Annotated in this window: 20 protein-coding genes and 1 pseudogene; 7 read left to right on the top strand and 14 right to left on the bottom strand. The window is 72.4% G+C overall.

The genetic code is table 11. The features are described 5' to 3' along the window. Nucleotides 1-39: 39 nt before the first annotated feature. Nucleotides 40-618, top strand: coding sequence for a hypothetical protein (locus AC060L_RS34230; RefSeq protein WP_483802897.1), 579 nt, complete (start codon nucleotides 40-42; stop codon nucleotides 616-618). Between the two features lie 122 nt (nucleotides 619-740). Here AC060L_RS34230 and AC060L_RS34225 read toward each other — a convergent pair. Then, nucleotides 741-803, bottom strand: a pseudogene (locus AC060L_RS34225) (hypothetical protein); the annotation flags it as partial. Here AC060L_RS34225 and AC060L_RS34220 point away from each other — a divergent pair. The 4 genes from AC060L_RS34220 (at nucleotide 793) to AC060L_RS34205 (ending at nucleotide 5,020) form a co-directional block, all read left to right on the top strand. Next, a complete protein-coding gene (locus tag AC060L_RS34220) occupies nucleotides 793-1,197 on the top strand; it encodes a hypothetical protein (RefSeq protein ID WP_483802896.1) in 405 nt (134 codons plus the stop codon). The pseudogene AC060L_RS34225 and the gene AC060L_RS34220 sit on opposite strands and share 11 nt — an antisense overlap. 405 nt (nucleotides 1,198-1,602) lie before the next feature. Further along, a complete protein-coding gene (locus tag AC060L_RS34215; protein WP_483802870.1) occupies nucleotides 1,603-2,328 on the top strand; it encodes an NAD-dependent epimerase/dehydratase family protein in 726 nt (241 codons plus the stop codon). Between the two features lie 111 nt (nucleotides 2,329-2,439). Beyond that, a complete protein-coding gene (locus tag AC060L_RS34210) occupies nucleotides 2,440-3,006 on the top strand; it encodes a cysteine hydrolase family protein (protein ID WP_483802869.1) in 567 nt (188 codons plus the stop codon). A 172-nt stretch (nucleotides 3,007-3,178) separates the two neighbouring features. Next, the gene (locus AC060L_RS34205) at nucleotides 3,179-5,020 is read left to right on the top strand and encodes a hydroxysqualene dehydroxylase (RefSeq protein ID WP_483802868.1); all 1,842 of its coding nucleotides are present in this window, start codon (nucleotides 3,179-3,181) and stop codon (nucleotides 5,018-5,020) included. 29 nt (nucleotides 5,021-5,049) lie between these two features. Here AC060L_RS34205 and AC060L_RS34200 read toward each other — a convergent pair whose 3' ends face one another. The 9 genes from AC060L_RS34200 to AC060L_RS34160 form a co-directional block, all read right to left on the bottom strand. Continuing rightward, nucleotides 5,050-5,463, bottom strand: coding sequence for a VOC family protein (locus tag AC060L_RS34200; protein WP_483802378.1), 414 nt, complete (start codon nucleotides 5,461-5,463; stop codon nucleotides 5,050-5,052). 81 nt (nucleotides 5,464-5,544) lie between these two features. Next, entirely contained in the window at nucleotides 5,545-7,134 is a 1,590-nt protein-coding gene (locus AC060L_RS34195; RefSeq protein ID WP_483802377.1) for a GMC family oxidoreductase, read from the bottom strand. 281 nt (nucleotides 7,135-7,415) lie between these two features. Then, nucleotides 7,416-7,898 carry a nuclear transport factor 2 family protein gene (locus tag AC060L_RS34190; RefSeq protein ID WP_483802402.1) on the bottom strand — a complete coding sequence of 161 codons (483 nt, stop codon included), beginning with the start codon at nucleotides 7,896-7,898 and terminating at the stop codon, nucleotides 7,416-7,418. After that, entirely contained in the window at nucleotides 7,895-8,341 is a 447-nt protein-coding gene (locus tag AC060L_RS34185) for a Cif family virulence factor (protein ID WP_483802376.1), read from the bottom strand. The genes AC060L_RS34190 and AC060L_RS34185 overlap by 4 nt, the downstream gene beginning before the upstream one ends. A gap of 321 nt (nucleotides 8,342-8,662) precedes the next feature. Continuing rightward, nucleotides 8,663-8,998: a nuclear transport factor 2 family protein gene (locus tag AC060L_RS34180; RefSeq protein ID WP_483802375.1), complete on the bottom strand. Its 336-nt coding sequence runs from the start codon at nucleotides 8,996-8,998 to the stop codon at nucleotides 8,663-8,665. A 587-nt stretch (nucleotides 8,999-9,585) separates the two neighbouring features. Next, complete coding sequence (locus AC060L_RS34175) at nucleotides 9,586-11,067, bottom strand: aldehyde dehydrogenase family protein (protein ID WP_483802374.1); 1,482 nt, start codon at nucleotides 11,065-11,067, stop codon at nucleotides 9,586-9,588. A gap of 365 nt (nucleotides 11,068-11,432) precedes the next feature. Further along, nucleotides 11,433-12,428, bottom strand: coding sequence for a serine protein kinase RIO (locus AC060L_RS34170; RefSeq protein WP_483802373.1), 996 nt, complete (start codon nucleotides 12,426-12,428; stop codon nucleotides 11,433-11,435). A gap of 274 nt (nucleotides 12,429-12,702) precedes the next feature. Next, nucleotides 12,703-13,986: an acyl-CoA thioesterase/BAAT N-terminal domain-containing protein gene (locus AC060L_RS34165; protein WP_483802372.1), complete on the bottom strand. Its 1,284-nt coding sequence runs from the start codon at nucleotides 13,984-13,986 to the stop codon at nucleotides 12,703-12,705. A gap of 103 nt (nucleotides 13,987-14,089) precedes the next feature. Further along, nucleotides 14,090-16,432, bottom strand: a complete 2,343-nt coding sequence (locus AC060L_RS34160) for an alpha-N-acetylglucosaminidase (RefSeq protein ID WP_483802371.1) — start codon at nucleotides 16,430-16,432, stop codon at nucleotides 14,090-14,092. Nucleotides 16,433-16,909: 477 nt separating this feature from the next. On the opposite strand from AC060L_RS34160, the gene AC060L_RS34155 reads away from it, so the two are divergent. Further along, complete coding sequence (locus AC060L_RS34155) at nucleotides 16,910-19,453, top strand: SpoIIE family protein phosphatase (protein WP_483802370.1); 2,544 nt, start codon at nucleotides 16,910-16,912, stop codon at nucleotides 19,451-19,453. Nucleotides 19,454-19,474: 21 nt separating this feature from the next. Here AC060L_RS34155 and AC060L_RS34150 read toward each other — a convergent pair whose 3' ends face one another. Then, nucleotides 19,475-19,708 carry a hypothetical protein gene (locus tag AC060L_RS34150; RefSeq protein WP_483802369.1) on the bottom strand — a complete coding sequence of 78 codons (234 nt, stop codon included), beginning with the start codon at nucleotides 19,706-19,708 and terminating at the stop codon, nucleotides 19,475-19,477. 95 nt (nucleotides 19,709-19,803) lie between these two features. Beyond that, on the bottom strand, nucleotides 19,804-21,336 hold the full coding sequence (rox, locus tag AC060L_RS34145) for a rifampin monooxygenase (RefSeq protein ID WP_483802368.1): 1,533 nt from the start codon (nucleotides 21,334-21,336) through the stop codon (nucleotides 19,804-19,806). A gap of 446 nt (nucleotides 21,337-21,782) precedes the next feature. Between rox and AC060L_RS34140 the strand changes: the two genes are divergently transcribed. Next, on the top strand, nucleotides 21,783-22,709 hold the full coding sequence (locus AC060L_RS34140; RefSeq protein ID WP_483802367.1) for a bestrophin family protein: 927 nt from the start codon (nucleotides 21,783-21,785) through the stop codon (nucleotides 22,707-22,709). Nucleotides 22,710-22,788: 79 nt separating this feature from the next. Here AC060L_RS34140 and AC060L_RS34135 read toward each other — a convergent pair whose 3' ends face one another. After that, entirely contained in the window at nucleotides 22,789-23,658 is an 870-nt protein-coding gene (locus tag AC060L_RS34135) for a class II glutamine amidotransferase (RefSeq protein ID WP_483802366.1), read from the bottom strand. Nucleotides 23,659-23,745: 87 nt separating this feature from the next. Beyond that, the gene (pth, locus tag AC060L_RS34130) at nucleotides 23,746-24,321 is read right to left on the bottom strand and encodes an aminoacyl-tRNA hydrolase (protein ID WP_483802365.1); all 576 of its coding nucleotides are present in this window, start codon (nucleotides 24,319-24,321) and stop codon (nucleotides 23,746-23,748) included. Nucleotides 24,322-24,659 lie beyond the last annotated feature (338 nt).

Here is a 24,659-nt window from a genome sequence, read left to right as displayed (position 1 = left end):
GCGGAGGGAGACGGCGTCGCCGAAGCCGACGGCGAAGGCGTGACCGATGCCGACGCCGACGCCGAAGCCGAGGCGGAGGCCGACGGAGAAGCGCTGGGCGCCGTCGTCGTCGGGCTGGGGGAGGGGCAGCCGGTCGGCGTCCCGCTCGGAGTGGCGGACGGGCTCGGCGAAGCGCTCGGCGGCGCCGTCGTCGGGCCGGCCGGCGTGGGCGACGGGGAGCTCGGCGTAGGCGTGGCCGAGGGCTTGGGCGTGTCGGACGGGCTCGGGGTCGGCGTACCGCCGGTGGACCGCGAGGGAGCAGGAGTAGCCGAAGCCGAAGCCGAGGGCGAAGCCGAAGCCGAGGCCGACGGCGACTGGGACGGCGCCGGAGACTGCGGCGACGCGGGCGACAGCGAAGGCACGGCCGTCATCGAAGGCGCCGGCAGCACGGGGGACGGCGTTGCCGAAGCCGACGGCGAAGGCACCGATGTCGGCACCGACGACGGCACCGAGATAGGCAGCGAGATGGGCAGCGACACAGGCGCGTCGGGCGTTCCGGGCGCCGCGAACGGGTCGTCCGGCACGACCGCTGCCCCGGACTGGAAGTGCACCATCCAGCTCTTGACGGTGTTCAGGTAGTCCGTCGAGTCGTTGTAGCCGAGGATCGCCCGGTCGAGCTGGGTTCCGACGGAGAGGTCACGGCCGTCCGCGCACAGGTAGCGCCCGGCCGACAGCGCGGCGTCGAAGATGTTGTTGGGGTCCGCGCGGCCGTCGCCGTTCGCGTCCACGCCCCAGACCGCCCAGGTGGAGGGGATGAACTGCATCGGCCCGACGGCGCGTGCCCAGGGCCCGTTGCCGTCGTTCACGCTGCCGCCGGTGTTCGCGATCGCCGCGAAGCCGTTCCCGTCCAGGGCCGGGCCGAGGATCGGCGTGAGCGTCGTGCCGTTCGCGTCCACCCGGCCGCCGTCGGCCTGGCCCGACTCGACCTGCCCGATTCCCGCGAGCAGCTGCCACGGCAGGTGGCAGCCCGGCTGCGACGCGGCCAGCGAGGCCTCCGCGTTGCGGTACGCCGCGAACACCGTGGCCGGCAGCGCGGCGCCGCCGCCGGTGGTCGGCACGGGCGACGCGGTGGGCGGGATCGGACCCGGCGTGGGGGTGGCGGGCGCACCGGGGGGCTGGGACAGCGGGAGGGTGCCGCCGCCGTCCACCGGCGGTTGACCGGTCGCCGAGGCGCTGGAGGAGCCGGTGCCGGAGGCCGCCGAGCCCGGGGTGTTGCTCCCCTCCGGGGACGACACTGCCGCCAAGTTCCGGCTCTGAGTCGTCACTTGCGATCCTGTCAGCGCTGCCACGGCGACGACTGCCGCCGCCGCGCTCGCTGTTCGTCGCAGTGCGGTTGGCGGTATTCGTACCATCATGTGCAGTTTGTCCCCTCCGCTGGCCTTCCTGGTCCTGTACGAACCTACGGCATGTCAGGCTCAGGTTGGCATAAATTCGAATACGACCTTACCTGACCTGCGCCTTTCAACTGCCTGTTCACCGCTGCGCCGGCCCTGGTTGCGCCGCTCGCCCGGCAGTCCGGTTCGGATCACTCGCGCAGCGTCAGAATCCTGCTAGCGTCGTCGAATGCGTGTTCTGGTGGTAGGGGGAGCAGGGTACGTCGGCGGTCTGATGCTGCCGGCACTCGCGGCGCAGCACGAGATCCGGGTGCTCGATCCGCGACGGCCGGCCGGCGGCCACGAGCATGTCGCGGGCGACGCGACCGACCCGGCGGTGCTCACGCGGGCCATGCGCGGCGTCGACGTGGTGCTGCACGCCGCGATGGCGGGCGGCGGGCCGGCCGGGTTCAGCGCCGACACCGGCGCGTTCGACGTCAATGTGACGTCGGTCCATCTGACGCTGCTCGCGGCGCACCAGGCCGGCGTCCGCCACGCCGTACACATCAGCAGCCTGTCCGTCTACAACGACCTGACCGATCGTCGGCTGGACGAGTCGGTGCCGCCCGACGCGACCGACGTCTACGGTCTGACCAAGCGGCTGGCCGAGCAGGTGTGCGCGGCGGTGGTGGCCGAGTGGGACATGTCGGTGACCGTGCTGCGGCTCGCCTGGCCGACCACCGAGGAGGCCTGGCCGGCCTGGGCCCTGCCCGGCCGCGAACCGGTGCTGAACCGCGCGGCCGACGGCACGCCGCTCCCGGCGATGGCGGCGGGCGATCTGTCCCGAGCGGTGCTGGCCGCGCTGGACCACCGCAACGGGTTCGACCTCTTCCACGTCACCGGCGACGACTCCGGCCGTTGCTGGGACCAGAGCAAGGCGCGCGACGTCCTGGGATGGCGGCCGCTCCGCCGCTGAGCCGATTGCGGACTCGCCGCTGCCCGCCGAGAACGGGCAGTGTCGGTGCGCAGGCATAGCATCCGTGGCATCGTTCCGCGACCTGCGATCCGCACACGCCGAGGGGAAGCCATGACCACACTTGCCGACCGACCGAACAGCGCGCTGCTCGTCATCGACATGCAGAACGCCGTCGTGGAACGGGCACACGAGCGGGATGCGGTGGTGGCCAATATCGCCACCCTGGTCGACCGGGCGCGCGCGGCCGGCGTCGATGTCGTCTGGGTGCAGCACAACAGCGACGAGATGCCCCGGGGCACCGAGGGGTGGCAGTACGTTCCCGAACTCGTGCGGGCCGGCGCCGAGGTGTTGGTGGAGAAGACCTACGGCGACTCCTTCGAGGAGACCGACCTGGCATCGGTGCTCGCCGCGCGCGGTGTCGGCCGGCTCTTCGTCACGGGGGCGCAGACCGATGCGTGCATCCGCGCGACGCTGCACGGTGCGATCGCGCGCGGCTACGACGCGACGCTGGTCGCCGACGCCCACACCACCGAGGACTTGTCGCGGTTCGGCGCGCCGTCGCCGGACAAGGTGATCGCCCACACGAACCTCTACTGGCAGTACCACCGGGCCCCCGGCCGGACGGCCGGCACCGTCGGCACCGCCGACCTGGACTTCGGCGCGAACGCACCGGTCTGACATCCGACCCGGCGTCCCCTCGTCGAGCCGCTCGAATCGGACGCCCGCTCGGGGCGTCGAACGCGGTGTGAGGGTGCTGTACGCCGGTGGCGGTCCGGCGCTCCGGTAGGCCTGGTTGTTCGTATGCTGCGCCCTGAAAATGACGACAAGTCGGAGTAAGGGGGCATCTGCCATGACGGCGGGTCAATCACGGCGCCGGTTCCTCTCCGCGGCCGGCGGCATCGGCGGCGCGGTCGCGCTGGGGGCGGCAGCGTCCCCGCAAGCCCAGGCGGCTGCGGCAACCGCTGCCGCAAGCGCTCCTGTCCCCGCCGCCGGTACTCGCACCAGCGTCGCAGTGCTGGGCGGCGGTGTGTCGGGGCTGAGCGTCGCGCACGAACTCGCCGAGCGCGGCTACGCGGTGACGGTGTACGAGTACTACACGTCGCTCGGCGGCAAGGCCCGCAGCATGGACGTGCCGGGGACGGGCCGCGGAGGCCGCAAGCCGTTGCCGGGCGAGCACGGCTTCCGGTTCTTCCCCGGCTTCTACCGCAACCTGCCCGACGCGATGCGCCGGATCCCGTTCGCCGGAAATGCCGACGGTGTGCACGGCAATCTGCGCAACGGCACCGAGGAACTGGTCGCCCGCAACGGCGGCCGCCCCGATCTCCGACTGCCGTTCCGGACCCTCACCACACCGCCGGATCCGAGCGAACTCGCGCCGGAGGCCCTGCTGCAGACGATCAGTGGTCTGCTCGACACCGCGCTCCACCTGCCCGTCACCGAGATCGCCTACTTCGCGGCTCGGGTCCTGGTCCACCTCACCAGCTGCGACCAGCGCCGGGAGGAGCAGTGGGAGAAGGTGCCCTGGTGGGACTTCATCCGGGCGGCGGAGATGTCGCAGGACTACCAGCGGCTGCTCGGCATCGGTCTGACCCGCAACCTCGTCGCCACCAAGGCGGAGGAGGCCAGCACCCGCACGGTCGCCCGGACCGTTCTCGAGGCCTTCGTCCTCAACGGAATCCTGGGCCGGGGTGTGGACGGCGAGCCCGACCGGGTGCTCAACGCACCGACGAGTGAGGCCTGGATCGAGCCCTGGACAGCTCATCTGCGCTCGCTCGGCGTGGTCTTCGAACTCGGCACCGAGGTGCAGGAGGTGGTGTACCGCGACGGTCGCGTCGCGGGCGTGCGGGTCGCCGCCCCGGATTCCGGCGACGGGGATTCCGGCGATGCGGCCCGGACCGTCACCGCCGACTACTACGTCTCGGCGCTGCCGGTGGAGCACGCCCGCACCACCTGGGGTCCGGAACTGCGGGCCGCTGATCCGCAGTTGGCGCGCTGCGACGAACTGCGCACCGACTGGATGGTCGGCGTGCAGTTCTATCTGAAGAAGCCCGTGAAGATCGTCCACGGACACGCCGACTACATCGACTCCCCCTGGTCGGTCACCAGCGTCAATCAGGCCCAGTTCTGGGACGTCCGCGACTTCGCGGCGGACTACGGCGACGGGACGGTCGCCGACTGCTTCTCGGTGTGCGTGTCGGAGTGGAACCTGCCCGGAATCCTGTACGGCAGGACCGCCAAGGAGTGCACCCGCGAGCAGGTGGCACAGGAGGCCTGGGCGCAGTGCAAGGACGCGCTGAACGACACCGGCCGGGTGGTGCTGGACGACGCGGACCTGCACTCCTGGTTCATGGACCCGGCCGTCACGGGCATCGGCGGCCCGGCACCGCGCAACCGCGAGCAACTGCTCGTCCACCCCGCCGGAACCCTCTACAACCGGCCCTCCGCCGCCACTGCCATCCCCAACTTCTTCCTGGCCGGCGACTACGTGCGCACGGACGTGGATCTGGCCACGATGGAGGGTGCGAACGAGTCGGCCAGACGGGCCGTCAACGCGCTGCTCGATGCGGATTCCTCCGGTGCGGAACGGTGCCGGATCTGGACGCTGTTCCGCGCGCCGGAGCTGGAACCACTGAAGCGAGTTGACGAGCTGCGCTATCAGCTCGGCCTGCCGAACACCTTCGATGTGGGCTGAGCGGCGGGGCCTGGTGTGTGTTTGGGGTTTTAGGTGGTGGGGTTTTCGTCGGTGTAGCCCTGGCTGATTTCGACGATGGTGCCGTCGGGGTCGCGGAGCCAGACGGTGCGCCAGCCGCAGATGAAGTCGTCGAAGTCGAGGGGGCCGAGGGTGATGTCGGCGTCGGGGCCGATGGTGGTGAGGAAGTCGTCGATGTTGTCGGTTTGGAAGGCGATGTGGCGGGTGTGGCCGGGGGTGGTGGGGCCGTCGTTGGTGTGGGTGGTGGTGGGGGGTTGGTCGGGGGTGGCGAAGAGTTCGAGGTAGGCGTTGCCTTTGCGGAGGAAGATGATTTCGGTGTCGCCTGTTTTGACGGTGCGGGCGCGGGTGAAGCCGAGGTAGCGGGTGTAGAAGTCTTCGGTTTTCTGTTGGTCGTGGCAGTTGAGGCCGACGTGGGACCACTGCATGGTGGCTGCTCCTTTGGTGGGGGCGCCGGTGGTGGTGTGTGCCGGCGCCCGTTTCCGTAACTGTCGTGTTGTTTGGGGGTGTTAGTTGGTGGTGCGGATGAGGTCGGCGGCGCGTTCGGCGATCATGGTGATGGCGGTGTGGCAGTTGCCGGAGGGGACGGCGGGCATGACGGAGGCGTCGATGATGCGTAGTCCGCGGGTGTGGTGGACGCGCAGTTGGGGGTCGGTGACGGCGAGGTCGTCGATGCCCATGCGGGCGGAGCCGGCTTGGTGGTGGTAGGACTCGGCGCGGTTGCGGGCGAGGGTGCGGAGTTGTTCGTGGGTGGTGTGGGTGTTGGTGGGGGGGAGTTCGGTTTTGTTGTAGGGGGTGAAGGCGTTGGTGTCGGCGATGTCGCGGGCGATGGTGATGCCTTGGACGAGGCGTTCGAGGTCCCAGGTGTCGGCGAGGTAGTTGGGGTTGATTTGGGGGTGGGTGAGGGGGTTGTTGTCGGTGAGGCGGATCCAGCCGCGGGAGACGGGGCGTACGACGCCGGGCAGGATGGAGACGGTGTTGGGGTGTTGTTGGCCGATGATGACGTCGAAGGGGACGTGGACGAAGGCGATTTGGAGGTCGGGGGCGGGCAGGCCGGGGGTGGAGGGCAGGAAGAGGGCGGATTCGGAGAGGTTCTGGTGGGGTGGGGGGAGTTCGGCGCTGGCTTCGAACATGAGGCCGGTGAGGACGTGGTTGTGGAAGTTCTCGCCGACGCCGGGCAGGGCTGCGACCAGGGGGATGTCGTGGGTGCGGAGTTGGTCGGGGTGGCCGATGCCGGACAGGAGGAGGAGTTTGGGGGTTTCGATGGCGCCGGCGGCCAGGATGACTTCGGCGCGGGCGTGGGCGGTGTGGGTGCCGGGGGTGGTGGTGGTGCCCAGGGTGCGTGCGGCGCCTTGGCCGGTGTGGGTGTCGGGTTGGGTTTGGAGGTATTCGACGCCGGTGCACTGGTCGCCGGCGAAGAGCAGGCGGGTGGTGTGGGCGCCGGTGCGCAGGGTGAGGTTGGGGCGCTTGAGGGCGGGCTCGAGGTAGGAGGCGAGTGCGCCTTGGCGGCGGCCGCCTGCGACGTCGATGTGGTGCCAGCCGGTGCCGAACATGGTGCCGTTGTTGAAGTCGGCGATCTCGTGGTGACCGAGTTCCTTGCAGGCGTCGATGAAGGCGCGTGAGGCGGGGTTGGGCTCGTGCTGGGAGGCGTTGGTGACGTGCTGGGGGCCGTGGGTGCCGGTGGTGGGGCCGGTGACGTCTTCCTGGGCTTCCAGGCGGGTGAAGTACGGGAGGCAGTCCTGGTAGGACCAGCCGGCCGCGCCCTGGTAGGCCCAGTTGTCGAAGTCGCTGGGGTGGCCGCGTACGTGCATCATGATGTAGAGGTTGCTGCTGCCACCGGGGGCCTTGCCGCGCGGCTCGAAGGTGCGGCGCCCGCCGAGCGCGTCCTGCGGGGTGCTCTGGTAGTTCCAGTCGATGCCACTGCCCAGGAGCTTGTACCAGGAGGAGGGGTCGTCCACCTCCGCCGGGATGCCACCGTGACCGGCTTCCAGCAGCAGCACGGTGGTGTGCCCGTCCTCGGTCAGACGGTTCGCCAGAACACTGCCGGCGGTGCCGGCACCGACAATGATGTAGTCGTACTCGTTACCGGGTCCTGCCATAACTACTGCTCCTCGTCGCGGGTGGGCGGATGGCGGGGTGGGGCGGGGCGGGGGCGGCGCCGCCCGATTGGCGGTGGTGACCCGGTGGCGGCCAGGCCCGATGAGGTGATGGGGGCGGCTCTGCCTGCTCGGGGCTTTCGGCCTCTGCGAGCTCCCGGGGCCTGGTTCCCTCGCCGCCCCTTTGTGAGTCCCCTGGTCGGCGCCGAACTTCCGGTCCTCTGTGCCCTGTTGCCCTGGTTTCCCTGTTCCCTGGCTGGGTCTGGGTGCCTTGGGGCTGGGGGTTAGTTGTTGAAGAGGGGTTGGAAGGGCTTGGTGTCGTGGAAGTTGGCCATGTAGGTGATGAGGCCGTTGGTGATGCGGAAGTAGTTCATGACGTCGGCTTCGATGGTGTCGCCGGCGGGGGTGGTGGCGGTGATGTGGGAGACGACGGCGCCTTGTTCCTGGTCGTTGTCGACGAGGAAGTGCAGGGGCTTGTTCTGGAAGGAGGTGTACATGGTGCCGAAGCCGGCCATCATGTCGCGCAGGGTTTGCTGGCCGGTGATGTGGCCGGCGAGTTGTTCGTCCATGATGGTGTCGGGGTGGAAGAGGTCGCACCAGCGGTCCCAGTCGCCGGCGTTGGCGAGGGTGTAGTACTGCTCGAGTACGTCGCGTGTGGTCATGCGGTCCTCCGCGGTGGTACGGGTGGTGGGTAAGAAGACAAGGCAAGGGGGGCCGGCCGGGCCGGGCGCCGTGGTGGCGCCCGGTGGCTGGTGGGGGTGGGTCAGAGGGCGGCGGAGCCGGGCATGGGGGCGAGGCCGTTGACGATGTAGGTCTTGATCTGGGGGCCGTTGGGGCCGGCGACGACCTCCCAGGTCTGGTCGGCGTCGAAGCCGAGCCAGGCGCTGACGGGGCCGGGGGCGTCCCAGATCTTGGCCTGCCAGTTGACGAGGACGGTGACGGTGGCGCTTTGGGCGTCGTCGTTGATGGTGGCTTCGACCTTGGTGACGGTGTGCTCTTCGTCGAAGAAGCGGTGGGTGACGGCTTCGTACCATTCGGTGAAGCCGGCGTGGCCGCGGGAGGTGCCTTCGGGGAAGCGCATCTCGAGGCCCTCGTCGATGAGGTAGGGCAGGACTGTCTCGAGTGCGTCGTGGCGGTCCAGGGCCCGGTACCACTCCTCGGCCACGGTCCGGATGGACTGTTCGGTCAGGGCGGGGTTGCTGGTGGGCATCGGGTGCTCCTTGCGCGGTGGATGGTCTGTGCCGGTGCTCGCGTGGCCGGGCGGTGCTGGTCGGGGCGGTGCTCGGGCGCGGGCGGGCGGTGGGATTGTCTTGCCCCGACTCTCCGGGGGTGCCGGGTGTGGCGTCAACGTGTGGGCTGACCAGGGGTTGTCTGTCCGGAATGCTGGGTGGCATTGCGTCAGATGCCCCTCCCGCACCGCCGGTTGATGTGTGGGTGGGGCTGGGTGTGGGTGTACCCGCCGCCCAGGGGGTGGGTGGCGGGTACACAGGGGGATGCCCGGGGGTGTGTCTGGGGGTGTGCCCAGGGGTGGTTAGGCGCCGAAGCCGGCGGTCTGGCGCCAGATCTTGCCGTCGCGCAGGACGAGGGTGCCGAAGGCGTGTTCGGGCTCGCCGCCGAGGTTCATGATGGCGCGGTAGGAGATGGTGTCCTCGGTGTGGACGTAGGCGGTGAGCTCGATCAGGGTGGGCTTGAGGGTGAGGTAGCCGGTGAGGATCTCACGGACGGCGTCGATGCCCTCGGAGGCGCCTTCGAAGCGCAGCAGGGCGGCTTCGGGGTGGTAGTTCTCCATCAGCTGGTCGATGTCACCGCTGGCGATGGCGTCCATCTGGCGGTTGAAGACGGGGTGGTGGGTGTCGGTCTGCGGCATGGGTGCTCCCTGCGTGGTGGTGGACGGTGGTGTGTGGGCGGTATCCGGTGGGTGCCGGATGCCGTGTGCTCCCTGGTGACCCCCGCCTGGTCGTGGCCGTCGGGTGCGGCCGGCCCGGCCGGGCGGGGGAGTTCATGAGCCCCAAGACGGGCGGGGCGAGAGGGAAGAACGGGACAGCCACACGGCAGGCCACAGCACGGGGACGGTCACCGGCCGGGTGACCCGGCCGGAATCCCAGCGCGCGGTGCGGCACGGCCGAGCGGACCGCAGGCCGGCGGGTGGTGACCCTTGCCGGGGCGGGGTGGCCAGCCGTCGGGCGTGGTGGGCCCGTTGAGGATCGCCGGACGTCCTGCGCCATCACGCCCGCCGACGGGTGCGGGCGCGCACGGGGGTGCGGGTGGGTGTGGTGCCGCGTCGTCGCCCGGGGGCGGGTGGTGGCGGGCTCCTGGTGCGGGGTGCGCACCAGGAGCCCGGTCACCGCGAGCCGCGAGCCGCGAGCCGGGTTGCCCGGCGCCCGTTCTACGGCGGGCGCCGGGCGGCGGATGTTGCGGGGTGTCGCGCTGGCTATTGGTGGTGCTGTGTGGGTGTCAGGAGAGGTCGATCCAGACGGACTTGAGCTGGGTGTAGCTCTCGAGTGCCTCGGGGCCGCTTTCGCGGCCGAAGCCGGAGGACTTGTAGCCGCCGTAGGGCATGACGGCGTCGAACTGGTTGTAGGTGTTGACCCACACGGTGCCGGCCTTGATGCCGGCGGCGAAGCGGTGGGCGCGCTTGAGGTCGCGGGTGTGGACGCCGGCGGCCAGGCCGAAGGAGGTGTCGTTGGCGATCTTCAGGGCCTCCTCCTCGGTGTCGAAGGGGATCACGCACAGGACGGGACCGAAGATCTCCTCCTGGGCGATACGCATCGAGTTGTCGACGTCGGCGAAGATCGTGGGCTGGAAGTACAGGCCGCCGTCCGCGGTGTCGGTGGGGTGGAACGCCCCGCCGCCGCAGACCAGCTTGGCGCCTTCCTGCTGGCCGATCGCCACGTAGGAGGAGACCTTGTCGAACTGGCCCTGGTGGGCCAGCGGGCCCAGGAACGTGGTGGGGTCCAGCGGGTTGCCGGGCTGGACCTGGGAGGCCCGCTCGACCAGGCGGCTGATGACCTCGTCGTAGACCTCGCGCTGGACCAGCAGCCGCGACCCGGCGGTGCAGATCTCACCCTTGTTGTAGAAGATCCCGAAGAACGCGAGCTGGACGGCGGAGTCCAGGTCGGCGTCGGCGAAGATCACGTTGGCGGACTTGCCGCCCAGCTCCATCGTGGTCTTCTTCAGCGTCGCGGCCGCGTTGCGGATGATCGACTGACCCACCGAGGTGGAACCGGTGAACGCGATCTTGTCGATCCCCGGGTGCTTGACGATCTGCTCACCCAGCTCCACACCCGGGCCGGTGATGACGTTGAAGACACCGGGCGGGAACCCGGCCTCGTCGAACAGCTCGGCCATCTTCAGCGCGGTCAGCGGTGTCTGCGGGGACGGCTTGTGGATCACCGTGTTCCCCGCCGCCAGTGCCGGCGCGATCTTCGTGAGCGCCAGCAGCAACGGGAAGTTGAACGGCGTCACCGCCGCCACCACACCCAGCGGCTCACGCAGCGTGTAGTTGAAGCTCTTCGTCGCGGTCTCGCGGGTCACCCCGTCCAGACGCGTGACCGCACCCGCGTAGTAGTACAGCAACTGGGCCGCGATCGGCACGTCCACCGTGGAGGAGAACGCGATCGGCTTGCCCATGTCCACGCTCTCCAGGTACGCCAGCTGATCGGCGTCCCGCTCCACCAGCTGACCCACCTTCGTCAGCAACGCCGACCGCTGGTGCACGGTCAGCTCCGGCCACGCCCCGCCCTCGAACGCCCGACGCGCCGCGGCCACCGCGAGGTCCACATCGGCCTCGTCCGCCTGCGCGATCTGGGTGATCTCCGAGCCGTCGGCCGGATTGAACGTGGGCTCGGTACGCCCGGACAGCGCATCCACCCACTTCCCGTCGATGTACAGCTTCCCCACCGGGATGGGCTGGCTCGACTGGGTGCTCTCGGTCATGAGGATGCCTTTCACATCGGTGACGAGTCCAGCACAGCCTGACACCCACACACACCGCCCGGCCACCGAAAACGGCCCGATCCACCGAGGTCAGCCTGACAACGTCAGCTCCCCAACCACCCCCACCCCCCACCCAGTTCACCCCCACCCCCACATCACCCACAGTGCCGGTGCGGCGCGGGTGCGGGGGTGTCGGTGGGCGCCGCTACGCTTCGCGCTCCGACACGCTCCGGAGCGGACCACCAGCACGGTCACCGGCATCGAGATGTTCCGCAAGAAGTAGTGATGCCGCCCCGGTCCGGCTCCGCGCTTGCTGGTGCGGGGCCGGACCGGGGTAGGGGTAGGGGCCGGGACCGGACCGGGGGTCAGTCCAGGCGGGCCTCGAAGGCGAGTTCGCGTGAGAGGTCCTCGACGGCGGACTGCGGCAGGCCGCGGGCGGTGAACCAGGCGCCGACGTTGCGCACGTCGCGCTCCAGGAAGGAACGGCCGCGCGGGTTGGCGACGATGTCGACGATCTGGGGGACGTCGATGATCACCAGCCGGCCCTGGTGGACCAGGATGTTGTAGGCGGACAGGTCGCCGTGGGCGTGGCCGCCGCGCGCCAGCAGGGCCAGGCTGCGGGCGAGTTGCTGCCACAGGTCGTCCAGATCGCCGTCCTCGGGGCGCAGTTGGGCCAGGCGTGGGGCCGCGGTGCCGTCGGGGTTGCCGACGAACTCCATCAGGATCTCGGTGCCCAGGATCTGCACGGGGTAGGGGACGGCGACGCCGGCCAGCCACAGCCGTGACAGCGCGGCGAACTCGGCGCCGGCCCACTGGCCGGCGATGGCCTGCTTGCCGAAGTCGGTGCGCTTGGCCATCGCGCGGCTGACCCGCGACTCCTTGTGCGCGCGGCCCTCCAGGTAGCCGGCGTCGCGGTGGAACAGGCGGTGGTGGCCGTCGCGGTAGCGCTTGGCGGCCAGCAGGGTCCGCCGGTCGGTGCCGGGCACGGCGCGTTCCAGCAGGAACACGTCGGCCTCCTTGCCGGTCTTGACGATGCCCAGTTCGGTGTCGACGGCGGCGAGTTCGGTGACCACCCAGCGCGGGTGCGGCTGCGGGCCCTTCTCGCTGGGCGTGGACTGGTCCCAGGTGGACCAGCGGTCACCGCTGGGCGGCCCGTCCACGGCGGCGGGGGAGAGGGCGGTACCGGGGTCGTGGTCGGGGGCGTGCTGCATGTGGGACTGAGGCTGGGGCTGGGGCTGGAAGCGGGCGAAGGCCGCGTCCAGGTCCAGGGCCTCCGAGGCGTCCTCGCCGCGGCCGCGGCGGCCGGCGCCCTTGGGGCGGATGCGGCTGAAGGACTCGTTGTCGGCGAAACGTTCGCGCACTGCGGTGATCTCCTGCGACAGGGTGGCCCGCCGCAGGGCGTACGGCCAAGGGGCCGGCGCAGTGTCAGGCGGCGAGCGGGAAACGAGAGGGGGCAGCGGAGGGCGCGCACGCAAGGGCGCGCCGCGTCAGGGCGGCGACCATCGAAACGCACCTCCTCGGAGCTCTCGTCGTCACGGCCGGGCAGCAAAGGGCCCGGCACAGCAGGAACACCACCGATGCTAGCGGGCCCCACCCACCGCGCAACCGAATTTCGGCGCCGCCGGTCGGGCGTCGTCAGCGGCTGGGGCCGGCGAGCAGGGCCAGGACCTTGGGCCAGCCGTCGGCCTTCGCGGCGGCGTTGCCCGCGCGGGTGCCGCCCTGCCGGATGAACCGCCCGGTGATCGGATGGGCGCCGCCGGTGCCGGCCGGCAGGTAGGGGACCATGCCCACGCCGTGCCCCGCGCCGGGGTAGACCAGCGCCTGGTGCGGGTGGGGGTCGTGGGTGGTGACGAGCTGCTGGTCGATCGCGTGGACGGCGGTCGGGGAGGGCCAGAGCTGGTCCTCGGCTCCCGCGATGGCCAGGACCGGTCCGTTGACGTCCGCCAGCGGGATCAGGCCCTGGGGGACGGGTCGGCCGCCATTGGTCCAGGCGGGCTCGGCACCGTCGGGGAAGCCGACGTTGACCTGGTCGGAGGGGGAGTAGGCGACGACGCCGTGGATCAGCTCCGGGTAGTCCTCGCCGAGCAGCAGCGCTGCCTCGGTGCCGCGCGAGTAGCCGACGGCCACCACCTGAGCCGGATCGCTCTGCGGCAGGGCCGCCAGCAGCCGCGCGGCGGTGGCGAAGTACTCCAGCGGGACGTCCTGCAGCGCGTCGGGCAGCCCGGGCGCGTGGAAGTAGCCGAGTGCGAGGGCCGGGTAGCCGCGGGAGGCCAGCAGCCCCGCCGCGATCTGCTGCTCGATGCCCACCCCGCCCTCCGACCCGCCGAACAGGAGCACGGCCGGGCGGCGGGCGCCTCCCGGCGCCGGAGTGAACAACTCGCCCGTGACGTGGTCCTCGGCGGAGGTCAGCGCCTTGGCGGTGACCTCGTCCGTCACCAGGCGGCGGGTCAGGGTGCGGGTGGCCAGGGAGCGGCCGTGCGCGCTGACGGCGATCCCCACCGCGTACGAGTGCTTCGCAGTCGGCAGCGGCGGGCTGAACCAGGACTCCTCCGGGTCACCGGAGTTCGGGACCATCGACCAGAACAGGCCCATCCCGTCGGCGACCTGGTAGGAGCCCGAGAGCGGGACGGCCGTGTCCAGGGCGACGGTTCCGCTGCTGTCGGCGCGGAAGAGGCCGTGCGCGCTCCAGGCCAGGCCCTGGTAGTCGGTCGCGGTGGAGGTGACGGTGACCTCGTCGCCGGGCGCGAGGTTGGTGACCCGCAGGTGTACCGGCTGGTCGAGCAGCGCGTCCGGAGCGTCGGCGTCGATCACCGCCCGGGTGCTGTGCCCGGGGCCCGATGAACAGCCGGCCACCGACCCCGCCGCCACCAGCACCACCGCCGCCGCGACAGCGCGCAGCCAGCTCTGTCCCCGTCCCATCGAACCCTCCCCCTTGCCCCGATGGTGCGGGCATCCACGGTGCCTGCCCGGCCACAGGCGGTCAACCCCTCCTGGCGTCCGTGCAGGGTCAGGTCGGGCAGGGTCAGGTCGGGCAGGGCGCGGGTGGCGGCAGGGTGTCGGCGACGGTACGGGCTAGCGCGTACGCGTCGCCGGTGGGCGCCTGCGGGTACCGGTCGGTGGTCAGGGTGCGGTGGGCCCAGGCGTCGTCGAGCGCGAACCAGTCGGGGACGGTCGGTGTGGTGCCGTGGGCGAGCGCGTCCTGCAGGGCGTTCAGGAAGGCGTCCCAGCGCGGCGCGTACACGTCCCGGACCAGGCCGTCCCACTCGCGGTTGGCGTAGTCGTGCAGCGGCCCGTCCTCGCTCGGGCCGCGCCCGCCCCAGGTGGTGAGCAGCGCCCGCTCGTCGTACTCCAGGGCGTCCCGCTCGGTGTCGTCGGCGCCGTAGGAGCGGGCGGCGGCGAGCCGGGGGCCGAGCAGGAAGCGCGGGTCGGCGGCGACGAGGCGCGCCAGCAGCGCCTGGTCGGCGCGCCACCGGTCGGCCAGCGTGGCCAGGGCGTCGGCGTCGGCGGCGCGGTAGGCGGTGGCGATGGCCGGCAGCAGGACGCGGGCCTGGTTGCTCAGGGCCTGGCGGGCGACATCGGTCAGGTCGAAGCGGTAGGCGTCGCTGCCGCGCAACTCGGGTGCGACCTGGAGCAGTTCACCCAGCGCCTGCTGGACAGTGGCCGCGCAGTAGCGCATCGCGGGCGGGCTCCAGGCGGCGGCGGTGACGGCGTCGAGTGCGGGGCGGGCCTCGAAGAGGCTGTCCTGCGGCTCGCTCCAGCCGTCGGCGGGCGCGCTGTAGGGGCCTTGGCGCAGCAGGTCCCAGGCGGTGTCGGCGTGCGGGTCGGGGCCGCCGTAGCGGCGGGCGGCGAAGGCGGCGAACCAGGCCCGCTGGTCGGTGGGCACCGGCTGCCAGGCCAGGTCGGTGAAGAGCTCGAACGCGGCCGGGTTGCCGCCGGTGCCCTCGGGCAGGTACGCGATGCCGGCCGGTTTGCCCGCCTGCCGGGTGAACCGGTCCAGCCACACGCCGGTGTTCGCGCCCAGGCTGGTGTGGCCGCCGAAGTTGTCGATCGCCCCGAACGCGTACGGCACCGGGCCGAACCGGCCCGCCTGTGTGGCGGTGGCGGCGTGCGTGGAGGTGGAGGTATCGGTGGCGGTGGTGGTGGTGGTGGTGGTGGCGGGGTAACGGTCGGCGAGGCCGTCCAGGACCAGGGTGCGCGCCGGATCCAGGCCGGCCAGCTCGGCGGGGGTGGGGTTGTTCTCCCAGCCCAGCAGCACCCAGGTCGCGCCCGGGTGCGCGGCCTGCAGCGCGGCACCGATGGCGCGGGTGGCGGCGGTGGCGTCGACCGGGCCGAGATTCCCGCCCTCGTGCAGCGGGTCCATCTTGAACATCGTGCTCGGGCCGAACTCCTCGGCCTGGGCCTGGTAGTAGCGCTGCGCCAGTCGCGCGAACACCGGCCCGGTGGGGTCCAGCCAGTCGGGCCGCGCGAACCCCACCCAGTTGCCCTGCGGCACCACCCGCGCGCCGGGGTTGCGCTGTGCGAAGCCGGGCGGCACGGTCCCGAAGAAGCCGGGCAGCACCGGCGTCATGCCCAGCGCCCGCAGCTGGTCGGCGATCCGGCGCCCCAGCCGGGCCCGCTGCTCGACCAGCTGCTCGGAGACGGGCGCGGCGAAGGCGGACATGTTCTGCAGCAGCCACCAGCTCTGGTGCGCCGGCGCGGGGACCCAGGCGCGCAGCTCGTCCTGCCCGTAGCCGAAGCCCTGCAGCGCCCGCAGGTACGGCACCTCGGCGCCGGTCTGGACGAACACCTCGTTGATCCCGTGCAGCGCCAGCAGGTCGATCTCGTGCTGCCAGGCGGCGAAGTCGCGGTAGGCGCCGGCACCGGAGTACCCGGCGTCGGTGTCGTTGAGCGCGTAGCGGTGGGCCAGCGCCGCGCCGCCGCTCAGCGTGCCCGGTACCGGCACCGCGGGCAGCACCGCCGGCAGCCGCGCCAGGCTGTCGCCCGGCCAGCCGGCGTCCACCCCGGTGACCTGCTCCAGGTACCGGCCCACCCCGCGCAGTAGCGTCGCCCCCGAGGTCCCCGCCACGCGTACGGCCCGCCCGCCACCGCCACCGCTGACCTCGAACCGGTCGGCGCCGCCCTCGTCGCGCGCCAGTGGCACCAGCTCGAACTGTTCGGCCCGCCCGGGCAGCAGCCGGTCGACGGCGGCCGCTGCCGGTGCCACGTCGAAGACGGGGGCGGGGGCGGGGGCGGAGGCGGGGGTGGGGGTGGTCCGGGCGGTGGCGGGAGCACTCAGCAGGCAGCCCAGCAGCGTGCAGGCGGCCGCTGCGGCCGACAGTGCACCGTTGCGTACCCGGTTGCCCTCGCCCTGTGCCCGGCTGCTCATCGGCTGTGCCCTCCACCTGACTGACGGCCCAGGCGGCCCCGGCCACAGGGACCGTACCGCCCACCGCCCCCGCCGCTCGGCGCGCCACGCCTGCGCCGCCGCCCGTGCGCCCGTCTGCGCGGGGCGGGGGTGGGGGAGAGCGCGGGTGCCGGGGAGGTGGTGCGCGGGAAAGCAGGGGGCAGGCGGTGGGCGGTGGGGCTCGCTGGGCGAGTGTGGGGGCAGGGGCAGGCGGCGGGGTGCGGGAGGTGGCAGGCAGGCGGCGGGCGGTCGGGCTCGTTAGGCGAGGGCGGGGGAGAGCGCGGGTGTCAGGGAGGTGGGGCACGGGAGGCAGCGGCAGGCGGTGGGTGACGGGGCGCGGGAGGCGGGGCGGGGAGAGCGCTGGAGGCGGGAGGGGCTGCTCGTGGGGCGGGGGAAGTGTGGCCCGGCCGGGCGGCTGTCCGGTTGACACCCCTGCGCGCGGCGGCGTACAGAGGGAAGGTGCGTCAGGGCAGGCCGGGCGGGTCGAAGGACCCGGACGCCGGCGGCGGTCCCAGGGCGAGCCGTGCGGAGCACCCCGGTCCGCGCCCGCCCCGGCCACCGCAGCGCCCGGACCCGCCCGCACCCCCTGCCGCGTCCGCCGCGTCCGAGGACCCGCGGGAGGCGGTGCTGGCCCCCGCGCTGCGCAAGGCTGTCGCCGACGCCGGTGGGCACGGTGGGCTGGTGTACCTGGTCTTGCCGGATGGCCGGGCGTTGGCCCTCACCGCCGTCGCGGGGGTGGCACCGGCCGTGCTGGGTGCCTTCCGGCAGGTCCCGGTCTCCGGCGGGCTGCCGGTGGCGCTCGCGTTCCGCAGCGCGCGCAGCGTCTTCGTGGCCGGCAGCGAGGAGCGGATGCGCCGGTTCCCGCAGGCCGCCGTCGGACTGCCCTACGACTTCGCCTCGGCGAGCGTGCCGATCACCGGAGCCGACCGGACCCTGGGCGTGCTGGTTGTGCTGGGACCGGCCACCACCGGCCCGCCGCCCCCGCCGGTGCGCCGCCACCTGCGGGCGCTGGCCAACCGGATCGGCACCCAGTTGGCCCAGTCACCCGCACCGCCCGCAGCCCCGCACCGCCCGCCGCTGGAGGTCGCGCTCGCGGAGGACGCCCCCGCGATCCAGGTCACGCTCTTCGAGGCCCCGCTGCCGCTCAGCCCCACCACCCCCACCACCGGCGCCGCTGACCCCGCCGACCCCGTCGCCGACCCTGCCGCGCTGCTCACCTCCGCCGACCTCGCCGCGCTGCGTGCCACCGGCCGGCTGACCCGGACCGTACACCCGCCCGATCCCGCCACCGGCGCCCCGCGCACCCTGGACCTCTACGCCCGCACCGACCCCGAGCACACCCGCGTGCACGGCGCCCTGCTGGACGCCGCCGCGACCGCGCACGCCGCCGCCGCGCTCGACCGCCTCCCCGAGGGCCTCTTCGCCCTGGACCCCGACGGCCGCCTGCGGTACGCCAACCTCGCGCTGGAAGCCCTCCTGGACACCCCGCGCGAACGCCTGCTCGGCCGGCGCCCGTGGGAGGAGCTGCCCGGCCTGGGCGCCGCCGCCTTCGAGGAGGCCTACCGCTCGGCCGCGCTCACCCAGCGCCCGACCGCCTTCCTCGCCCACCGCCCGCCCGACCAGTGGCTCGCCGTCTCCCTGCACCCCGACGCCCGCGGCCTGACCGGCCGCGTCACCCCGGCCGCCACCACCGCCGGTGCCACCGACGACCGGCCGGGCAGCCAGGAGGGCCCGGACCGTTCCGGCGCCCCGCGCACCCCCCGCACCGCGCCACCGCCCCCGGCCCCACCGCCCGCGCCGGCCGTCGGCGCCACCCACCACCTGCTCCAGCTCGCCGGCATCCTCACCGAGGCCGCCACCGTGCGCGAGGTCTGTGACGCCGTCGCCGACCAGATCCTGCCGGCCTTCGGCGGCCAGGAACTGGCGATCTACCAGGTCACCGACGCCCGCATGCACCTGGCCGCGCAACGCGGCTACCCCGAGGGTTTCCTGGACGGCTTCGAGGGCACCCCGATCCAGGCCCGCCTGCCCGGCACCGAGACGCTGGCCACCGGCACCCCGATCTTCTTCGAATCCGCCCGCGAACTCACCGCCGCCTACCCAGGGATCCCCCAGGACGAGATGGGCGCCTGGGCCTTCCTGCCGCTGATCGCCTCCGGTCACCCCGTCGGCAGCTGCATCCTCGGCTTCGACCACCCCCGCCGCTTCACCGACGCCGAACGCCCGGTGCTCACCGCCCTCGGCGGTCTCATCGCCCAGGCCCTGGAACGCGCCCGTCTCTTCGACACCCAGACCGAACTGGCCCGCGGCCTCCAACAGGCCCTGCTCCCACACCGCCTGCCCCACCAGCCCCACCTGGTCATCACCGCCCGGTACCTGCCCGGCACCCACGGCATGGAGATCGGCGGCGACTGGTACGACGCCATCCCCACCCCCGAAGGGCTCTGCCTGGTGATCGGCGACGTCGAGGGCCACAGCACCGCGGCGGCCGCCACCATGGGCCAACTACGCTCCGCCGTACGCGCGTTCGCCGCCAGCGGCGAGGTGCCCGAGGCCGTCCTGACCCGCACCAACCGGTTGCTGCTCGACCTCGACCCGGGCCTGCTCGCCAGCTGCCTGCTGCTGCGCCTGGACCCCGACCCGCACAACCACCAGGTGCGCTGCGCCCGCGCCGGCCACCTGCCGCCCCTGCTGCGCCACCCCGACGGACACACCGACATCCTCGACCTGGACGGCGGCCCGCTGCTGGGCGTGGACCCCACCGCCGACTACCCGGCCACCTGCCTCACCCTCACCCCCGGCAGCATCCTCGCGCTCTACACCGACGGCCTGGTGGAGGAGGCCGGCGCCGCCATCGACACCGGCATCGACCGCCTGCGCACCACCCTGGCCCACCACACCGCCACCACCCCCGACGCCCTCGCCGACCTGCTCATCGCGCACGCCACCCGCACCGCGCAGCGCACCGACGACATCGCGCTGCTGCTGGCCGTGCGCCGCTGACGGCCCGCACGGGGCCGGCGCTCAGTCGAGCCGCGCCGCCGTCTGCTCCTCGCGGGCGGCCTTGCGGCGGCCCAGCGGATCGCAGCGCGGGCAGGAACAGTCGGGCCACCGGTCGGTGATCGGCAGCTCGTACGGCTCCTGCGCGGAGACCTCGATCCGCGACAGCTCGATCCGCTGCCCGGTCGCGGTGACGCGGTACGTCCGCAGCGTCATGGAACTGCCGTCACGCTCGTCGTGCTCGTTCATGTCAACCACGCGTCCATGGTCCTCCGGGTTGGTGCCACCCGGAGTCCAGTCCACCCAGTTCGGCGAGTTCGGCCCATATGCGCCCGCCACGCCGAGCCTGCCCGCTACAGTGCGCCCGCACCATTGGGTCGTGCGCCCGCACCGTCGGGCAGTGCGCCCGCACCGTCGGCGGCGGCGCCGAACCACTGGGGCAGTCGGTCGAGCAGCTCCTGCTGGTCCTCACCGACCCACGCCACGTGGCCGTCCGGGCGCAGCAGCACCGCGGGCACGTCCAGGGCCGTCAACTCCTCGCTGACGTCCGCGACGTGGTCCACCCGGTCGGCCCAGCCCGCCACCGAGAGCCGGCCGGTCTGGTCGAGCAGCAGCCCGCGCCCGCCGTGCATCAGCTCGTAGAGGCGGCCGTGCTTCAGCGCGACGTCCCGCAGCCGCCGGCCGACCAGCTGATGCCCCTCACCGGAGTCACCGGCGTCGGGGGAGTCGCCGAAGTCGTAGCGGAGCCCGATCGCGCTGAGCTTCTCGATCACGCGCCGGTTCACCTCCTCGAACTCCATCAGCTCCGACAGCAGCCGGCGCAGCGCCTGCGGACCCGGCTCGGTGGACGTCAGCAGCATCTGGGCGCGGGTGAGCTCCAGTACGCCCGCGGCCACCGGCTGCCGTTCGTCCTGGTAGCTGTCCAGCAGCCCCGCCGGCGCCCAGCCGGCCACCTCGGCGGCCAGCTTCCAGCCGAGGTTGAACGCGTCCTGGACACCGAGGTTGAGCCCCTGCCCGCCGATCGGCGGGTGGACGTGCGCCGCATCGCCCGCCAGCAGCACCCGGCCGCTGCGGTAGCGCTCGGCCAGGCGGGTGGCGTCGCCGAAGCGGGAGAGCCAGCGCGGCGAGTGCACCCCGAAGTCGGTGCCGGCGATCGCCCGCAGCTGCTGCCTGAACTCCTCCAGGGTCGGTGTGGCGCGGTCCTCGGCCACCCCCTCGGCGGGCACCACGACCCGGTACGTCCCGTCCCCCAGCGGCATCGCGCCGAACCGCAGCTGGGTCCTGCGCACCTCGGCCACCGTGGCGGCCAGCTCCTCCGGCGGCGCCGTCACCGCCATCTCGCCCAGCAGCGTCTCCATCCGCGAGGGCTCGCCGGGAAACCCGATGCCGAGCAGCTTGCGCACGGTGCTGCGACCGCCGTCGCAGCCCACCAGGTAGCGCGAGCGAAGCCGTGTGCCGTCGGCGAGCTCGACGGTCACGCCGTCCTCGTCCTGGCTCAGGCCGATCAGCTCGCAGCCGCGCCGGAGCTCGGCGCCGAGTTCTTCGGCGTGCTCGGTCAGCAGGCGCTCGGTGCTCTGCTGCGGAATGCCCAGGACGTACGAGTGCGCGGTGTCCAGGTGCTCGGGCCATGACGTGCCCAGGCCCGCGAAGAACCCGCCGACCCGGTACTGCGTGCCGAGTGCCAGGAACCGCTCCAGCAGACCGCGCTGGTCCATCACCTCGATGGTGCGCACGTGGAGGCCGAGCGCGCGGGACCGCTCGTTCGGCTCGGCCGCCTTGTCCAGCACGAGCACGCGCACGCCGTGCAGCCGCAACTCGCCCGCCAGCATCAACCCGGTCGGCCCGGCACCGGCGACGATCACGTCGGTATCACTGTCAGCCATCATGAGAGACGCCCCTTCACCAAGATCACATTCCGTCGGCCGCCCGCGTTGCCGCAGGTCCCGGCTTCGATCGGAGATTCTGCGGCATGACCGGGGCCTTGCCGCAAGGCCCCCGGTGCGCTATAAGTTGAGAGTGGCAAGGAGTGGGCGACCTCCTTGCCTTTGCCATGTGCCGACCGCGCGCCGCGCCGATCGGCCGCCGAGCTGCCACCAAGCTGCCGGGCCGGGCTCGGCCGGGCCGGGCCGTGGAGTCGGGCCACCGCGGCGAAACGTTCATGACGTAGCACCAGCGAATCGCATCCTGTCCGGCGTGTTGATGAGCCGTCAGAAGTGCTGTGAATAACGGGAGTTGGCGGTTTCAGCAGCTGATCGGCGCAGTCGACCGGTGATCGGGTCTGGCCGTACGGTTGCGCTGTTGGTGTGTCCGCCTGCCTGATCCCGGAGTCTGCATGATTCTCAAGCGTCAGTTCACCCCGGTCTCGATGTGGCCCTATGCGCGGTTCGAGCTGGTTCTGGGGGCGGCCAGTTCGGTGTGTGCGTGGGAGTTGATCGATCAGAACCGGTTCACGGGTTTCATGTTGCCCTCGCTGCTGGCGACGGTGCTGGGTACCTCGTTGTCGATCCTGTTGGCGGTGCGGGTCAACACGGCTTATCAGCGGTGGTGGGAGGCGTCGGCGATCTGGGGTTCGATCACGGGTCTGTCGCGCAACCTGGTGCGTGTGGTGGTGACGGTGACGGCTGCCAAGCACGACGCGGATCCGAAGGCGGTGCGCACGTTCCAGCATGACATCGCGCGTCGTCAGGTGGCCTACGCGGTCGCGTTGCGGGCGCAGTTGCGTGGTCTGGATGTGGATCGTGAGCTGGAGGCGCGGCTGAGTGTGGCCGATCGTGCGGCGCTGGAGGGGATCGACAACAAGGCGAGCATGCTGCTGGCGCTGCAGAGTCACCGGATCCACGCGTCGTATGTCGAGCAGATCCTGACGGGTCTGGACAACTTCCAGATGGAGACGGCGCTGGCGGCGTTGTCCACACAGACGGCGTTGGCGGAGCGGTTGACGCAGCAGCCGGTGCCGCGTGCGTATGACGTGTTCTCGCGGTATCTGGTGCACCTGTACGTGGTGGTGTTCCCGTTCGCGGTGATCTCCGCGCTGCCGGTCGACCGCTGGACGGTGATTCCGGCGACGTTGGTGGTGGCGTTCGCGTTCCGGATCCTGGAGCAGATCGGTCACGTGGTGGAGTCGCCGTTCGGCAACACGATCCATGACCTGCCGGTGACCGCGATCGGCACGCTGCTGGAGCGTGACCTGCTCGAACTCACCGGCCAGGAGGACCGGCTGCCCGCCGCCCCCAAGCCCGCGGACGGCTACCTCTGGTAACCGCCCCTGTACATGGCTGTGGCCCGGTGCGTCGCCGCACGGGCCACAGCCATGGGTGGAGAGGTGGGTGCCACGCGCCTCATCGTGCGCGCTGCGAGGCGGCCGCGTCGGGGTGCAGGTCCGCCAGGCTCAGCGGCTGTGCGGGTGGTTCGGGCAGCACCAGGCGCCGGGCGACCGTCAGGTCGGCGCCGACGTGCAGCAGTTCCCCCGAACGCAGCTGCGTCCAGGCGGGGTTGTCGTCCATCCGCTCGCTCGCGATCACGACGGCGGGCCTGCGGGCCAGGTCGGCGCTGTGCACGCGCAGCCGACCGGCGGTGCCCGCGTGGTCGAGGTGGCGGATGCCGTGGTGGCCGCCGGCCGCCCGTTCGAGCACGTAGAGGTCGTTCGTGTCGGGGTAGCGCAGCGCCCAGAGCTCGCGCGCGGTGGCGAGCACCAGGTTCAGCGCGAACAGCGGCAGGTGGGCCGCGATCCAGCCGGCGGCGGCCTCGATCCCGGCGCCGACGTCGCCGTCGCGCGCGGCGGTCTCGCGGCTGATCAGGGCGAAGAACCGCTCCGAGTCGGTCTCGCCGCCCACCCGCGCGCGGTCCGCGCCGAGCTGCGCGTCCAGCGCCTCCAGGCCCTCGATCACCCCGTTGTGTGCGAACAGCCGCCCGTCCTGCTCGAACGGGTGGGTGTTGCGCGTCTCCAGCGCCCCGGTGGAGGCGTAGCGGACGTGCGCGACGAAGGTGGTGGAGCGCACCTGGCGGGCCTCGCGGGCGAAGTCACGGTCCTGCCAGGCGGCGATCGGCGCCTTGCGCACCTGCGCCCGCCCGTCCTCGTCGAAGAAGCCCAGCCCCGTCCCATCGGGTTCGCGGTGGCTCTGGTCACTGAGACTGTCGGGCGCGTCCAGCAGCCAGAACGTGGCGCGGGCGCGGTGTGGGGCACTGCTCATGCCGAACAGACGGCACATCTGCCTGCCTCCCGGGACGTGGTGCGGCACGGTCCCCTCCATCCTGACCGCCCCCGCGCCCGCCGGCGACGCCGACGCGAACGGGCCCTACCCCTCGGCGTCCTCGGCGGCGACGTGCAGTGCGTCCTGTGCGCGGTTCAGGCCGCGCGCGATCAGTGCCTCGACGGCGTCGGCGCAGCGGTCCAGCAGCACGGGCAGCTGCTCCTCCTCGGTGGGGGAGAAGGCCTGCAGGACGAACGAGCCGATCGTCTGGCCCTTGGGCGGACGTCCGATCCCCACCCGCAGCCGGGCGTGGTCACGGCCGCCCAGCGCCTTCTCCACCGAGCGCGCGCCGTTGTGCCCGCCCGGGCCGCCGCCGCGCTTCAGCCTGGCGGCACCGAAGGGGAAGTCGAGGTCGTCCTGCACCACCAGCACCCGCTCGGCGGCCACCCCGTGCGCGCGCACGACGGCGGCCAGTGCGCCGCCCGACAGGTTGATCGACCACTGCGGCTTGACCAGCACCACCCGCCGGCCCGCGACCTCGACCTGCGTGACGCGGCTGCGCAGCCCACGCAGCCGGAACCGCGCCCCGTGCCGCTCGGCGAGCCGGTCCAGGACCAGGAACCCGGCGTTGTGCCGGGTCCGGGCGAACCACGGCCCGGGGTTGCCCAGCCCCGCCACCACCCAGCACTCCTGGGTCGCCCTCGACCCGGGCGGCGAGCTCGCTTCGGTCGCTGCCCCCGACTCTGTTCCCGCCCCGGCCATCGCCTCGGACACTGACCCCGACATCGACTTACCGCCTCCCACCAGCACGTTTCCCGGCCGCTCCGGTACGGACCGGCCCGCGCCCCATCTTGCCGTAGCCCCCGTCCGGGCCTCCGGCCACCGGCCCCGGAGCCCGGAAACGCCGCAAGGCCGGACCCGCTGCACGATCTGCAGTGGATCCGGCCTTGGTGAGCAGTAGCGGGGACAGGATTTGAACCTGCGACCTCTGGGTTATGAGCCCAGCGAGCTACCGAGCT

The sequence above is a fragment of the Kitasatospora sp. NEAU-69 genome (assembly GCF_057158765.1).
The sequence above is the reverse complement of the archived record's forward strand: the minus strand, read 5'-3'. Positions and strand labels throughout refer to the sequence as shown.

Coding starts and splice junctions, on each gene's coding strand:
- AC060L_RS34220 (WP_483802896.1), top strand. CDS start 793: ATGAACTGCATCGGCCCGACGGCGCGTGCCCAGGGCCCGTTGCCGTCG.
- AC060L_RS34215 (WP_483802870.1), top strand. CDS start 1,603: ATGCGTGTTCTGGTGGTAGGGGGAGCAGGGTACGTCGGCGGTCTGATG.
- AC060L_RS34210 (WP_483802869.1), top strand. CDS start 2,440: ATGACCACACTTGCCGACCGACCGAACAGCGCGCTGCTCGTCATCGAC.
- AC060L_RS34205 (WP_483802868.1), top strand. CDS start 3,179: ATGACGGCGGGTCAATCACGGCGCCGGTTCCTCTCCGCGGCCGGCGGC.
- AC060L_RS34200 (WP_483802378.1), bottom strand. CDS start 5,463: ATGCAGTGGTCCCACGTCGGCCTCAACTGCCACGACCAACAGAAAACC.
- AC060L_RS34195 (WP_483802377.1), bottom strand. CDS start 7,134: ATGGCAGGACCCGGTAACGAGTACGACTACATCATTGTCGGTGCCGGC.
- AC060L_RS34185 (WP_483802376.1), bottom strand. CDS start 8,341: ATGCCCACCAGCAACCCCGCCCTGACCGAACAGTCCATCCGGACCGTG.
- AC060L_RS34180 (WP_483802375.1), bottom strand. CDS start 8,998: ATGCCGCAGACCGACACCCACCACCCCGTCTTCAACCGCCAGATGGAC.
- AC060L_RS34175 (WP_483802374.1), bottom strand. CDS start 11,067: ATGACCGAGAGCACCCAGTCGAGCCAGCCCATCCCGGTGGGGAAGCTG.
- AC060L_RS34165 (WP_483802372.1), bottom strand. CDS start 13,986: ATGGGACGGGGACAGAGCTGGCTGCGCGCTGTCGCGGCGGCGGTGGTG.
- AC060L_RS34160 (WP_483802371.1), bottom strand. CDS start 16,432: ATGAGCAGCCGGGCACAGGGCGAGGGCAACCGGGTACGCAACGGTGCA.
- rox (WP_483802368.1), bottom strand. CDS start 21,336: ATGATGGCTGACAGTGATACCGACGTGATCGTCGCCGGTGCCGGGCCG.
- AC060L_RS34140 (WP_483802367.1), top strand. CDS start 21,783: ATGATTCTCAAGCGTCAGTTCACCCCGGTCTCGATGTGGCCCTATGCG.
- AC060L_RS34135 (WP_483802366.1), bottom strand. CDS start 23,658: ATGTGCCGTCTGTTCGGCATGAGCAGTGCCCCACACCGCGCCCGCGCC.